Here is a 14,376-nt window from a genome sequence, read left to right on the forward strand (position 1 = left end):
TATCTATCGTTCTTTATAGATACTATAATGGCTGCTGCTATCTGTAAATTTGAAATAAACAGGATTCAGCTCTTTATATCCGAATACACCCCATTTAGAAACAAAATCATTTGTATATACACATACCCAGCTCAGCTCGTCTACATTCTCAGTTATTAGTATAGATGCTGTCTTGTTCCTTTCCAGTGTCGATAATAACCAGAATTCGTAACAGGTAGCCCAGGGGAAAAGCAAGGTTTCGGCAGGTACGGTATTGTCTGCAACAATGGCTTTTTCATGGCCGTACTTGTCCAGGTAGCCGCGGTACCAGTCTATGCGGTCCCTGTAAAAGTTATGTTGGATATAAATACGTGCTATGCCGGTTAACAGTATGAACAGGAACAATGTCGAGGCAACCTTAGGTTTAAATAGCGCAGGCAACACATCATACACTAGTGGTACTGCCAGTATCAGCGATAAGGGCAGGTACAGGTTCTCCATATAAAAGTCAGGGGCATATCCGTCAGGGAAACATACATTGATGAGCAGCGTGTAACCGGCAAAGGCACCATACACCAGTATCAGCTTCAGCCGGTTTTTTTGTCTTATGTATAAGATCGTTATCAGCACCAATACTACAGGTATCCAGTAATACAGGCTCAGCCAGTTGCTGATGAAGTGTTTGTGGGAGTACAGGTTGAAATAGTTAGGGAATAAGGTTTTAAAATTGCTCAAACCTCCCATTGACTGGCTTTCATAACTATCTGAGAAAATGTATTTCTTCAGCAGTATGGTGATAATGAACACGATATTGATGCCGCTCCACAACCATCGGTTCATGCGCATGTCGCTGCTCAGAAATACAAATGCCGAAACAAAGAAGAAAGGGAAGATGATAAGCGGGTGAGACAACCCTGCTACCATAATACCAATGATCAGTAAAGGGTATAGCAAATATGCAGGTATACGCTTTTCTGTGGTGGCCAGGGCCCATACCATCACCATAAAGGCCATGCCCAATGGTAATTCTGATATACCCCAATAATAAGTATGGGCGGCAAACAGCAGATTCAACAATAATATCACCAGTGCAGCGCGGTAATTTTTCAGCACATTGCCGCATATAACATAGAAAACAAAATACCAGATGATAAACCCGAATGAGTAACTCATGATCACCCACTTAAGTGGTAACGACAGCCTGGTGGCAACGACAGGGAACATCTCAGTAAGCACAGCTATATACCTGTCGTGATGAATGACAAAATTTCCCGTACGTACAATGTCGAACAGGAAAAAGGCATTATCCAGCAATATGATACGTTCTTTGTAAAATACCAGGGCCATTATGGTGAGTATAAAGTAGGCCCATATGCCGGTATTGTATAATTTTTTATCCATTAAGGGTACTGATACATTATTTGTTGGCTTACTATTAACAAGCCTGATTATGAGTAATTAACGCTTTCAGCCAATAAAACTATTGATTTGATGTAAAATCCTGCCATAAAGAGCAAAGTTTTTTCTTTCTTTGCAGACAATTCCAAAATACATATTCATGCCGCCAAAGTACAGCCGCATACTGCTGAAATTATCCGGAGAATCTTTAATGGGTGACAGTAAATACGGTATTGATCCTAAAATGCTGGAACAATACGCCCAGGACATCAAAGCGATAACTGATCTCGGTGTACAGGTGGCTGTAGTGATAGGCGGCGGTAACATCTACCGTGGTATGAATGAAGCGGAAACAGGCATAGAGCGCGCACAGGGCGACTATATGGGTATGCTGGCCACGCTGATCAATGGTATGGCACTACAAGCTTCGCTGGAAAGAGTAGGGGTTATCACCCGCCTGCAGAGCGCTATTAAAATGGAACAGGTAGCAGAGCCATACATCCGCAGGCGCGCCATCCGCCACCTTGAGAAAGGCCGTGTCGTGATATTCGGTGCCGGAACAGGCAACCCTTATTTTACTACAGATACTGCAGGCTCGCTCAGGGCTATAGAAATAAAAGCTGATGTGATACTGAAAGGTACACGCGTAGATGGTATTTATTCTGCCGACCCAGAAAAAGACAGCAGTGCTACCCGCTACGACAAACTTTCTTTCAACGAGGTCATCAGCAAAGAACTGAAGGTAATGGATATGACCGCCTTCACGCTTTGTCAGGAAAATAACCTGCCTATTATAGTATTTGATATGAATACTCCGGGCAACCTGGCCAATGTGGTAAGTGGTAAGGCCGTAGGTACGTTGGTAAGCTAAGCTCAGCGCATCCTTTTCTTTTTATTTTTCTCGTAATCTTCAAATATGAAGCTGCCCAACCCGTCAAGGGATGAGTAGAAGGCTTTGCCGTTGTTCACCTCGGTAAAGTTGCGTACAAAATCCTGCAGGTAAGGGTCGTTGGCTATCATAAATGTGATCACGGGTATCTTAAGCCTGCGCAATTGCCCGGCCAGGTTCAGTGTCTTGTTCAGTATTTTACTGTCTATACCAAAACTGTTCTTATAATATTTGTTCCCGATCTTCAGGCAGGTGGGTTTGCCATCGGTTATCATAAATATCTGCTTATTGGGATTCTTTCTGCGGCGTAGTATATCCATCGCCATCTCCAGCCCCGCAACGGTGTTGGTATGATATGGCCCCACCTGCAGATAGGGCAGGTCTTTCATCTCTATCTGCCAGGCGTCATTCCCAAAGGCCACAATGTCCAGCGTATCTTTCGGGTAGCGGGTAGTAATGAGCTCACTCAGTGCCATGGCTACTTTCTTGGCAGGAGTTATACGGTCTTCTCCATACAGTATCATCGAGTGCGATATATCTATCATCAGCACGGTAGATGTCTGCGTTTTGAAGTCCATTTCATGTATCTCCAGGTCGTCCTGGTGCATATCCAGTTGCTCTATGCCTCGGTTGATGAGGGAGTTGCGTATACTGCCTGTATAGTCAATAGCATCCAGCCGGTCGCCAAATTCGTAGGGGCGTGTCTCCGGGTTCAGTTCATCGCCATTCCCTGTCTTGAAAGTATGGTGATTTCCCCTGTTGCCTTTCTTCAGCTTGCCGAATATCTCGTCCAGCGAGCGCTTGCGGATGGTCTGCTCTGTTTTGCCCGTTATAGCAAAGCTGCCGTCATTCTCCTGTTCTTTCAGGTACCCTTTGGCCTTCAGGTCTTCAATAAAATCACCTATGCCATAATCATCATCCGTTAGTTTATACTCCCTGTCCAGTTGTGTCAGCCAGTCCAGTGCTTCGGTAGCATCGCCACTGGTGTATTGCAGCAACTCCATAAACAGGTTGAACAACTTCTCAAAAGGCGTCTTCCCTTCCTGCTCTTTGAACTGTGTAAATAATATACCCTTCATGACTATACACTAAGTTACGTAGTTTACCGTAGGGCAGGAATAAGGTTTAGCAATAGAGCTATTGTCTGCGCTATTTCACGCGTTTGCCCTGCATAGAATAGGCTCTTGATATATGAGGGTCTGTAAAATGATAAGAAAAGTTAATGCTATCGGTGTTGATAAATCCACCTGAGTTTATTACATAGTTCGCAGCAGAGGTAAAGGGTCCGCATTGTGAATAATTTAGTTTGTATTGTGTGCTATCCTCCATACCCCATAAATGGTTATCCATCTGTTTCGATTTATCAATTAATGTGGTATCAATAATCGTCATCTTCATGGCCGGCAATTGAGACGTCGTAAAGCCCGGATAATAACAATACACGGTGTCATCAATAGCATAGCTGAAATGAATTTTCACATCTCTGAATGTGTCTAAATGTAACTGGGCAGTATTATAGCTCCCATAGGTAATAATATCAACCACAAAATCACCGGTATAACTTTCCCTGAAATCAGTTTTGGGTGTTTCGTCCTGCTTTTGTGGTTCTGGCGTGGGAGCCTCTTCCTTTTTGCCGCAGGATAACAAAATGAGTATCAGAATAAGCGATGCAAGTACTTTTCTCATAGGGCTGAATATTAGATACACTAAATTTAAACTATTATTTTGCCTTGTTGTCATCATTTCTCTGCAATACTTACCCATATATTACCGTTACTTACCCTTAGAGGGTGCTTGATATGTAGCGGGTTGTATATCTTGTAATATAAATAAGGGTTATGAGAATAGTATTGAACAGGCTGTTCATGCTGCTGGTAGCAAGTACGCTACTGGTAGGCGCATGTAATAAGGACAATTATTCTACCGAACCGTTAGCTACCACCAATCCCGCGGTCACGGGCTACGGTATCTTCTCGGTTGATGGCAGCGGCAATCTCGTCATGAATGGCGTATCTGTCACCAACACCCCTTACCATTTTGATAATATCATTCGCGACAACCCCAATGCTAAAACGCTCATCATGAAAGATTGCCCCGGCTCTGAAGACGATGATGCTAACTTGCTCGCAGCACGCAAGATACGCCAGGCAGGTTTGAATATTCATGTTACGGCTACATCCGAGCTGGCCAGCGGTGCTGTCGATATGTTCTTTGCCGGCGTGAAAAGGACGATGGAGGCAGGCGCTAAATTCGGCGTTCACTCATGGACAGACGGCAAGAACGACGCTACAGATTTTCCCAAAGGTGACGCACAACATCAGCCATACATAGATTACTTTAAAGAAATGGGCCTCTCCCAACAGCAGGCCGAAGACTTTTATTACTTCACTATATATGCAGCTTCTCCCAACGATATCCACTGGATGACACAAGCTGAAATAGACAAATACGGACTATTGAACTAAGACGTTACCTGAACTTAAAAACCTTCATCAATTCATCTTTATAATTCCTGCCTACTGGTATAGTATTGCCCTGTACTACAAGTTCATTTTCTGTGAACGTGTCAATATGGTTCACATTCACGCAATAGGACCGGTGTACACGTACAAAATAATCCCTGTTCAACACATCCATTGTTTTGGTCAGTGTATTGCGTATCAGGTAGGTCTTTTCGGTGGTCACTATTTTTACATAGTTATCTTCCGCACTCAGAAAAAGTATATCATTCAAAAATTGTTTGATGAATTTGTGACCGTCTTTTATGAACACGTGGTTTTGTTTCAGATAGATATTTCCCTCGGTTGCTGCAGGCTGTTCTTCTTTGTTATCATTTTCATTCCTGTAGGCAAAGTTGTGCAGCGCCAGCTCTATCGATACCAGTAACGAGCTCGTTGTAAAAGGCTTTACAACATATGCCGCCGGAAAGGTATTTTTCGCCCTGTTCACAGTAGCAGCATCTGCATGTGCGGTAATGTATATGAATGGCGTGGGTTGCAGTTCATTAATGGCATAGGCAATGTCTACCCCGGTTTTATTACCTTTTATGCTGATGTCCAACAGCACCAGGTCGGGCGGCTCTTTTTTGAACATTTTGATCGCGCTGTCAATATTGTCGGTAATACCTGTTATCATATATCCGGCTTGTTTCAGTCTTGCGGCTATATCATGGGCCACCAGCAACTCATCCTCAACTATCTGTATTTTAAAAGGCTCCATAGTATTTTGTTTATGCGGTGTAAGGTATGGTAAGTGTAAACCGGGTCCCTCCATCAACTATTAAAGACAGGTAGCCGTTCAGTTGTTTTACAAACGTCTGTATCAGCTCTTTACCAAACGAGCCTTCTTTGTCCTTCCACTCATCTATATTTACACCTTTACCATTGTCCGCCACTTCCAGTTCCAGTTGGTCGGCCTTTCTTTTTAGTGTAATGCTTAATTCAGGGCTATTGTTATCTACGTAAGCATATTTAAAAGCATTGGTCACCAGCTCGTTGATAATAAGGCTCAATGGTATGGCCTGGTCTACATTCATCAGTTCATTATCTATATCCAGGTTTATTGCAATGTTGTCAGCATCATAGCCATAGGCGCTTTGCAGACTGTCTACCAGGTCGCTGATAAACTCCCTGATGTTTATCTCTGTAATATTGTCGCGTGTGTACAGGCGTTGGTGTATCAGGCTCATAGCTTCTATGCGTTGTTGCCCCTCTCTTACGGCCTTCGATGCTGCGCTGTCTTTTATCCTGAACGATTGCAGGCTCAGCAGGCTGGAGATGATCTGCAGGTTGTTCTTCACCCTGTGGTGCAGTTCTTTCATCAGCAGGGTTAGTTTGTCACTTTGTTTTTTTATCGTGGCAGTCGCTGCCCTTTGCCTGATGTATTGTACCAATACCAGCACGGCCAGCAAAGCTACTATGCCCAGCCCTATAGTAAGTCTTTTGTTATTCACTTTCTCGTGGGCTATACGTTCGTCTTTTTTCTCAGACTCGTACTGCTCCTTTAGTTCGGCAATGGTTTTTTGAACCTCCTTTCCCGACAGGCTGTCTTCCGTTTCTTTATGTTCTTTCAAAGCATTGTATGCCGTAAAGTAGTCACCCTCAAGTGCTGAAAGTTTTGACAGGTTCCTGGATGCCAGGCTATATAGTTTTGTCAGTGTTTTAGCCCGGGCTATTTCTTTTGCTTCCGTCAGGCTTTTTATCCCGTCTTTATACCTGCCAACAGCTTCAAAAGTACTCGCGTACATCATCAGGAGTTTTACTCTGTCTTGCGGAGCTTCTATGTTTTCTATCATATTTTCTGCCTTTCCCAGGTAGTAGAGTGCAGAATCAAAGTTGCCCAACTTGCTATAACATTCTCCGGCTATTGTGTAAGCATTTGTCAATTGCCTGGGTGTAGGGTCTACTTCTATACTGTAGTATATCGCCTGATGCAGGTAGGGTAATGCTTCTCTATACTTACCGGCAGTATTATATAGCATTGCAAGGTTCGTCAACACTACTGCCCTGTTCAATATATTTCCTGTCAGCTCATTCATTTCAAGCGCCTTCTTTGAGTAGTGGATACTCTCATCCAGGTTATTCAGCATGTCATATACTGCTGATAGCATGGTATACGAATTGGAAATACTTACAGTATCTTTTACCTCTGTTGCCACTTCCAGTTGCCGGTGTGCATACCGTAGTGCCGACTTTGCATCTCCTTTAGCCAGGTAGTATCCGGCTACGATATTCAAAGCATAAGTATAGTACACGCCTTTTTTGCCGGCAAGGTCATATTGCTCTATGGTCTTCAAAGCATATAGCTTTGAAGAGTCGTGCTGGTCGTTCGCAAAAAATACATTAGATAATGCAAAACAGGCTGTTGCTTGTTTTGTATGGTTACCACTTTTCCTGCCCATGGCAATGGCCTTATATGCATATTGCAGGCCAATTTTGGTTTCATATTCACTGGCAGTGCAAATGGCTGCCCAGGCATAGTTATCTGCACTGTCAGCGGCAGTAGTACATTGCGCCAATTTCTCAATATAATCACCCGCCGATTGCCCGTAGGTAATACTGGCCAGTACCAACAGCGCTATGGTGGCACTCAAATGACGTGTCATGTATGCTTTCGTTGTTTTGTGTAACATCACTACGGTATTACTTCTGTAAAATTAGACCATAGCGCCCCTTATAAAAACCACTCACCCACAAACTATTGTCGTTCGCCCCAATAATTTATTATCTGCGTTGTTGGCATGTAATATTGACTAAAACTTTAAATTATGAAAAAATCATTACTCGTCATTGCAGGTTTGACCTTTTCTATGGCCCTGCAGGCACAAATTACACTCAATAGTTCTAATGCGCCATCTACGGCTCAATGCCAGAGCAACGATACTTTCCGTAAATTAAGTACAACCGGCCTGCCCGACCTGTCTCCTAAAACAAATGCTACATGGGACCTGACAGGAATTGCTGATTTAGGCAGTTTCTTTACATACAACGGCGTAGCATCTTCCGGTGCTTTTCCCAACGCTACTTTTACACTATCTCGAAAGTATCTTTTCTCTGCTTTGAGTTACAACAATATAAGTATGTTTGGAATTACCGGCAGCGGTATTATTGACTATGGTGAACATATAGACCGTCAACCTTTGTCTATCGGTGCTCTCACAGGCGACCCCGGCGATAGTCTGGTCTTTGCTCAACAGGATATTATATACAGTCCGTCAGAAACGGTAATAAAGTATCCATGCACAATGAGTACTACCTGGACAGACGTAAATAGCTTTAATACGAAATTCAACCTTACGGTATCTGCTTATTCATTAAATAATACGCCGGGCGAAAGACGCACTGTAAGAACAGAAAAGAAAACTGTGAAGGGGTGGGGCAAGATGAAAGTAGATGATGAAAACGGTAATCCCACAGGATATATGGATGTTTTATTGGTAGAATTAGAGCGAAGCGTGAAAGACAGTTTCTACCTCGGCGGCAGCCCGGCTCCTGCCCCATTACTCACAGCCTTTGGTGTGTCCCAGGGGCAGGTATTGGATGAATATTTCCGATTCTTCTATCGTGCGGGTGAATTCAAACCTTTGCTTGAATTAGAATATACCAACAGCAGCTTTACGACAGTAAGTAGTGCCGAAGTACACAGTGAGAGATTGGCACCTACTTCTGTAAATACCATCAGTAAAGAGCAGATCAACATCTATCCTAACCCGGTAGCAAATGGCTCATTTACGGTAAAAGTAGATGGTGCGTATAAAAGCATCAGCTACCAATTGTACAATATGACGGGACAGGTGGTAGCGGCAAATATATTGCCTGCAAATGGTACGGTGTCCTTACCTGCTGATGTTCCCGCTGGTAACTATTTTATCAAGCTGCAAACTGAGGGAGGCGCTTATGGTGTTAAACAGGTCAATATTGTAAAATAATTCCGTTCATTTATTAAATTATCCTGCCGCTGTTGAGTGGCAGGATAATTTAAATTCAAGAAAACAAGCGATGGATAGGTACTTAAAGTTTATTTTTTTGTTCTTGGTGATTGCCTCATGTCGCAGGAGTGATAATGCTGACAGTATTGCACCCGGGCAGGATTTTGATTCATACCTGGCCGAACAGGTTACTGGTCAGAATATCCCTGCCTTATCTGTATTGATGTTCAAAGGCAGTGAAATCAAGTATGAAAAATACCTGGGTGTAGCTGATAAAACTACAAACGTACCGCTCAGCGATGCTCATGTTTTTCTGCTGGCTTCTATCTCAAAAACGGTCACCGCTACGGCCCTGATGCAATTGTTCGAACAGGGTAAGTTTAAACTGGATGACAAAATAAATGACTACCTGCCATTTGCGGTAAAGATTCCGGGGCATGCTACTCCTGTTTCTTTCAGAATGTTGCTGACACATACATCTGCCATTGCTGATGGCAAAGCGCTCGACGACCAGTATTATTACAACAGGGACAGCCCGGTACCATTGGCTGATTTTCTTAAAGACTACCTTACCCCAGCTGGTAAATACTATAACGCAAAGGATAATTTTTATGACTTTGAACCTGGCACTATGCAGGAATACAGTAACGAGGGAAGCGCGCTCATCGCTGTACTGGTAGAAAGTATCTCAGGTATGGATTTCCCAACGTACTGTAAGCAAAATATTTTCGCACCATTAGGTATGAACAACACCTATTGGAAACTGGCTGATGTGCCGGTAAAAAACCTGGTTCGCCCATACGACGGTAATCAGGCCATCGATCATTATACTTTCACAGACTATCCGAATGGTGGTTTGCGAACAAGTGTACGGGATATGTTCAGGTTCTTATCCGCCTATGGAAACGAGGGGATATTCAATGGTACGCAAATACTAAAGGCAGCTACCGTACACGAGATGCTGAAACAACAGATACCATCCATAGACCCGACAACAGGGCTGCATTGGTTCATTATGAATAGCAGCAGGAATATATGGGGACATGATGGTGGAGAACAAGGTGTTGCTACTATTATGGGAGTCAATCCCGATACAAAAGTAGGGGTGCTTATTTTCACCAACCAGGGCAATGCAGACCTGGATAACTTACTCACAGCGGCATACGATCATGCTGAAAAACTGTAAGATGCTTACAACTATCATTCGCTAAACTCGTTCTATTTATATTTATCTACCTGGTAAATTGAGAGGCCGCTATCGTGCGGTTTCTTTTTTTTAATAGCTACTCCAGCTTGAAAACTACAGGCAGTGTATAGATCACTCTTACGGGTTTGCCCTTATAAGTGCCGGGCTGCCATGCCGGCATCGACTTTACTAGCCGTATCGCTTCTTCTTCTAGCCCTGCGCCTAACCTTCGTGTATTACGTGCTACGAATGGTTCCTGCACCGCGCCATGCTCATCTACCATAAAACGAACGTAGACCGTTCCCGTTATGTTAGCTTCCTGTGCTACAGGCGGGTATTTGTGATGCATCACGATATACTTATTTACATCCCCTTTAAATTCCGGCCTTGTGGTAAGTTCGTCTATCAGTCTTTTCTCAGTACCTGTGGTGTCTGTTTGCGCATGCAGTGTATTGCCTGCTGCAAATAGCAGGAGTAGTAGTGATACGATATGTATAGTTCTTCTCCTCATTTCTTCCTGAATACGCGGGTCATTTTATGCCAGAAAGTTTCTTTTTTTACAGTTCTGATTACCACCGGGGCTCCGCCTGTTGTACGTCCTGGATCTATCTCTGGCAATACATAGTCCACTATCACTGCTTTATCCAGCTCTTCTTCCGGATACCTGTATAGTATTATCTCGTTCGCCGACAGGTCTATTACATCACCCTTCTTCTCCAATATCATAGATCCCGCCACATAGTTCTTGTTGTTTACGTATTCGGTCAGGATAGTTATTTCGCCTTTTACAGATTTAGGTACCTGTATGGAAAACCTGCCATGCTTATCAGTTATTGCGAAAAGTTCAGTACTGTCAATGTATACTTTCAGCCCGCTTATGGGCTGGCCGGAATGATAATCCATGACAACGCCGGTTAACGCAATCTGTCTCTGATTGGTTACTTCTGCCGGATTGGTAATTTCTATCTGTGGCTTTGTTCTGCCAAAAGCTTTTTCTTGGTAAAACAATGCCTGCGCCATCAGGAACGATGCTGCCAGCTTCAGGAACCCGGAGGCTTTGTGTGGTTGAGGTGCGGCTAATACACGATCAAGCTGGTCTGTTCTGAAATGCCCGCAGGGATGTGCCCCCGCCGCCTTTTTGGTAAAGAAATCTATAAGTTGTTCATCACTCATATGGGTGAAATCAACCACTACTTTATCGCAGGCTTGGCAATACCTCCCGCCTTCCACACCGGTCATTTTATCCCAGCCCATACTGCATGGCTCATTTACCGAAATATGAATAGCCTGTTTATTCATACCTTAAAGCTATATCAAATATCCATCCCGATTATCACGGGAGTATAATAAAACAAACATCTCGCTGCCGCCGGTTTGCAACAGAAGTCTATAGAATATATCACCTGGCGATAAGGTACCTTATCTTTCAAACATAGTCTCCCCGGAATAACATCCCGCTTTGGCGGGAGGGGGATAGGGGGACAACTCACACACCACACCCGTCATTGCCTGCCCGACGCCATCATTCAGGCAGGTTCTCTAGCCACATGCAGAATATAAAACTTATACAAACATCTCTTATTGCCGCCTCATTTGGCTTTGTTAAACATATACCGTGATATTTTCCATTCCTCGTTCTCTTTATTCAAAAAGAAAAATTCACGGTTTTCTTCAGCTGCGGTTTGTCCGTTGGCATGGATCAAGACGGTGCCCTGTGAAGATGTTTGGGCAAATGCAACATCGCCGCTTACCACTATTTCTTCAATACTGAATTTAACGTTCAATTGAATAGTCTGAAAAACATGCTCGTAGGATGCTTTTAACTGTTCTTTCCCTTTTGCTGTCGGAAGGGTGGTGGGCATAAATACCCCATCATCAGTGTACACTTGCAATACCTTGTTTACGTCAGAAGTATTGAGAGCTTCCTCGTAAGTACGTAGTAAATTCTGGATGGCTGATTTTTCTATGGATTGTTCCATTGTAGTTTGATTTAAGTTATTTGAGTGAATATGAATGCTCATTAAGCTACCTGCAATTATTAATGATCGCGAAATGTTTGCTCCACCTCTCCAAGTGTCACAGTTTTACCCAGTGCGCCAAATTCATGCAGATCTCCAAATACTTCAATGCGTATCGACTGGTCAATGCCACCTATATGAAAAGGAGTAAAACCACTATCTGTGATAAGCTCGGCCACTTGTTTTATGCTTTTCGTGCTGTCTGAAGCATAGAACAGTACTTTTCTTTCAGGTTCATTAAAAGCAGCATTTACTAATGAACCTACCCCAAGGGTTCCAAATGCTTTTACTAGTATGCTATCCGGTGGAATCAACCCGGCAATAATATTACCTGCCGATTGGTTTTTATCAATGATTTTTTTAAAACCACCGTTACCGTCGGGTGCAATAGGGTTGGAAACATCTATGATGATCTTGCCGTGTAATTCATTGGCATATTCTTGTACAAACTCCTGAATTTTATCAAAGTAAATAGCAGGAATTACTACCTCAGCTTCCCTGATTGCAGCAGATATTTCCATTGCGGTTACCTTCTCTCCTAAAACACCTGCCAGCTTTTCAGCCTTTGATAAATCGCGCGACGCGATAATTACAGGATGGTCTCCTTTTATAAGATTACCGGCAATGGCCGTGCCAATATTACCTAAGCCAATAATGGCCACTTTTGTTTGCTCACTTACGTTATTCATCGCTTTATCGTTTTAAGATTGTTTGTCGATATTGACAACACAAAGGTGCGATGACTATAATTGCGGGCCTATGAACTAAATTAAGAAAGAGGCTTAATATAGATTAAGGGTTAGAGGGTTTTCCCGTTCTCTGGTTCCTGATTTTGCTCAGGAATTCCGGAGTAATACCCAGGTAAGATGCGATCTGTGTATTCGGCAAACGATTTGCCAGGTTAGGATAATGCTCAAGGAAATTTTCATACCGCTCAAGTGCTGAAACACTAAGGGTTTGCAGCAGCCTGTTTTGCAGTTCAATGTATTTATCTTCTATAATAACACGAAAATTCCGGTCGAACTTTGGATAGTTACTGTATAAATACCAGAGCGCGCCTTTAGATAGCTGCAACACAACTGACGGTTCTATGGCTTCTATGAATAATTTGGAGGGTTTTTCTTTATGCAAACTGTCAATGTCAGAGATCCAGTCATCTTCAGCTGCAAACGCAAGGTTAAATTCGGTACCGGAATTGTCTACTCCGTACATTTTAAAACAGCCTTTTACTACATACGTAAAATACTTGCAAATGTCTCCTTCCTGCAAAATGTATTGCCTGCGTTTTACTTTTTTTTCTACCAGGTGACCCGTAAGAGCTGATATTTCCGCTTCATCCAAAGGGAGATACTTATCAAAATGTGCAACAATACTATTCATCAGCTGTCTCAGGTGTCATTATTATCTAAAATAGTTAATGTAACTCTTTTTTCAAACAGTGGGTTATACTGTTAAGGCATAACCCTCCACTGGCGCAGATGTTTCGCAGAGCATCTGTGTCTGCCAGGTCATCCGGTCTGCGACCGGCATTCAAGCTTTCTCGCCACATACTGGAATAACACTGATACAAAATTAGTCTCCCCGGAATATCATCCCGCTTCGGCGGGAGGGGGATAGGGGGAGATACGCTCCACTGGCGCAGATGTTTCGCAGAGCATCTGTGTCTGCCAGGTCATCCGGTCTGCGACCGGCATTCAAGCTATATCGTTAAATCATATATTCTGTCGCTTTACGGTATGCTGTCTTTCAAAATTAGTCTCCCCTTAAGGGGGATAGGGGGAGATACGCTTAAAGGAATACCCACACACTAATAACATCTTAGCTACTCAGCGACTAAGTGCTTCTAATCCAAACATCTAAATTTGTTTGTACGATTTTAGCCATTCTTGATTTCTATTTTGTTGGTTTGATAATCGTATGTCATAATTAAATGCCTGTCCCAATTTAAGAATTCGTCACAAGTGAAATCAAGTTTTGAGTCTTTCCAATCTTTAAACTCGATCATGTCCATTTTAATTGGGCTTTCAATTCGTTCTTTGTGTTTTATGCTCACCTTAACTCTTTCAAAGTTGTAAGAGTCTGCAAGAATAAAATCCCCATTAGGGGTAACCGTCAAATTGTGATATTGCGGTTGGTTCTCAAGAGCTGTTAAATTTCCCGTTACTCTATCAAGTTGGTACAAATAGTCCGATGTTAAAATCAAAACAATGTTTCTGATTGTTGAGATGGCAATTTGTCTCGGGAAGCCACGAAAATGTCCACACCATTCTGAAAAGTTGTCATTAGTGAATTTAATGAAAGTCCAACTTTGAGAATTCCACACGCTTTCCTTGTCATAAATCCTTTCGCTGTATTCTCCTGAATATGGCTGGTTTATTATTTCTGCTTCAATTATCATTGTTGTGCCCGGTTTTAAAAGGGATCTGATTTAGAATTACATAAATTCAACTATTCCAATAGACAATACAAATTTATATCA

The 14,376-nt window shown here is 42.8% G+C and carries 15 protein-coding genes; 4 read left to right on the forward strand and 11 right to left on the reverse strand.

Translation table 11 applies throughout. The features are described 5' to 3' along the window. Positions 1–3: 3 nt before the first annotated feature. Positions 4–1,380 (reverse strand): hypothetical protein, encoded by a 1,377-nt coding sequence (locus tag H6550_03870; GenBank protein ID MCB9045260.1) that lies wholly within the window; start codon positions 1,378–1,380, stop codon positions 4–6. A gap of 157 nt (positions 1,381–1,537) precedes the next feature. On the opposite strand from H6550_03870, the gene H6550_03875 reads away from it, so the two are divergent. After that, entirely contained in the window at positions 1,538–2,248 is a 711-nt protein-coding gene (locus H6550_03875) for a UMP kinase (protein ID MCB9045261.1), read from the forward strand. Between the two features lie 2 nt (positions 2,249–2,250). On the opposite strand, the gene H6550_03880 is transcribed toward H6550_03875, so the two are convergent. Both H6550_03880 and H6550_03885 read right to left on the reverse strand, forming a co-directional pair. Further along, positions 2,251–3,345: a VWA domain-containing protein gene (locus H6550_03880; GenBank protein MCB9045262.1), complete on the reverse strand. Its 1,095-nt coding sequence runs from the start codon at positions 3,343–3,345 to the stop codon at positions 2,251–2,253. 70 nt (positions 3,346–3,415) lie between these two features. Further along, a complete protein-coding gene (locus H6550_03885) occupies positions 3,416–3,952 on the reverse strand; it encodes a hypothetical protein (GenBank protein MCB9045263.1) in 537 nt (178 codons plus the stop codon). Between the two features lie 152 nt (positions 3,953–4,104). Between H6550_03885 and H6550_03890 the strand changes: the two genes are divergently transcribed. Continuing rightward, positions 4,105–4,731, forward strand: coding sequence for an alpha/beta hydrolase (locus tag H6550_03890; protein ID MCB9045264.1), 627 nt, complete (start codon positions 4,105–4,107; stop codon positions 4,729–4,731). A gap of 4 nt (positions 4,732–4,735) precedes the next feature. Here the strand turns inward: H6550_03890 and H6550_03895 are convergent, their stop codons facing one another. Further along, positions 4,736–5,485, reverse strand: coding sequence for a LytTR family transcriptional regulator DNA-binding domain-containing protein (locus tag H6550_03895; protein MCB9045265.1), 750 nt, complete (start codon positions 5,483–5,485; stop codon positions 4,736–4,738). A gap of 10 nt (positions 5,486–5,495) precedes the next feature. Further along, positions 5,496–7,397 carry a tetratricopeptide repeat protein gene (locus tag H6550_03900; protein MCB9045266.1) on the reverse strand — a complete coding sequence of 634 codons (1,902 nt, stop codon included), beginning with the start codon at positions 7,395–7,397 and terminating at the stop codon, positions 5,496–5,498. Positions 7,398–7,532: 135 nt separating this feature from the next. On the opposite strand from H6550_03900, the gene H6550_03905 reads away from it, so the two are divergent. Both H6550_03905 and H6550_03910 read left to right on the forward strand, forming a co-directional pair. Then, complete coding sequence (locus H6550_03905; protein MCB9045267.1) at positions 7,533–8,693, forward strand: T9SS type A sorting domain-containing protein; 1,161 nt, start codon at positions 7,533–7,535, stop codon at positions 8,691–8,693. A 97-nt stretch (positions 8,694–8,790) separates the two neighbouring features. Next, the gene (locus H6550_03910) at positions 8,791–9,879 is read left to right on the forward strand and encodes a beta-lactamase family protein (protein MCB9045268.1); all 1,089 of its coding nucleotides are present in this window, start codon (positions 8,791–8,793) and stop codon (positions 9,877–9,879) included. A 97-nt stretch (positions 9,880–9,976) separates the two neighbouring features. Here the strand turns inward: H6550_03910 and H6550_03915 are convergent, their stop codons facing one another. From H6550_03915 to H6550_03940, 6 genes are all read right to left on the reverse strand, one after another. Continuing rightward, on the reverse strand, positions 9,977–10,390 hold the full coding sequence (locus H6550_03915; GenBank protein MCB9045269.1) for an energy transducer TonB: 414 nt from the start codon (positions 10,388–10,390) through the stop codon (positions 9,977–9,979). Then, a complete protein-coding gene (locus H6550_03920; GenBank protein MCB9045270.1) occupies positions 10,387–11,178 on the reverse strand; it encodes a hypothetical protein in 792 nt (263 codons plus the stop codon). Before H6550_03920 ends, H6550_03915 begins: the two co-directional genes overlap by 4 nt. 290 nt (positions 11,179–11,468) lie before the next feature. Continuing rightward, positions 11,469–11,858 (reverse strand): SgcJ/EcaC family oxidoreductase, encoded by a 390-nt coding sequence (locus H6550_03925; protein ID MCB9045271.1) that lies wholly within the window; start codon positions 11,856–11,858, stop codon positions 11,469–11,471. A 59-nt stretch (positions 11,859–11,917) separates the two neighbouring features. After that, positions 11,918–12,586 (reverse strand): NAD(P)-binding domain-containing protein, encoded by a 669-nt coding sequence (locus tag H6550_03930; GenBank protein MCB9045272.1) that lies wholly within the window; start codon positions 12,584–12,586, stop codon positions 11,918–11,920. Positions 12,587–12,689: 103 nt separating this feature from the next. Further along, positions 12,690–13,277 carry a Crp/Fnr family transcriptional regulator gene (locus H6550_03935; protein ID MCB9045273.1) on the reverse strand — a complete coding sequence of 196 codons (588 nt, stop codon included), beginning with the start codon at positions 13,275–13,277 and terminating at the stop codon, positions 12,690–12,692. Between the two features lie 496 nt (positions 13,278–13,773). After that, positions 13,774–14,295, reverse strand: coding sequence for a hypothetical protein (locus H6550_03940; GenBank protein ID MCB9045274.1), 522 nt, complete (start codon positions 14,293–14,295; stop codon positions 13,774–13,776). Positions 14,296–14,376 lie beyond the last annotated feature (81 nt).

The sequence above is a fragment of the Chitinophagales bacterium genome (assembly GCA_020636495.1).
Lineage (GTDB): Bacteria > Bacteroidota > Bacteroidia > Chitinophagales > Chitinophagaceae > UBA5543.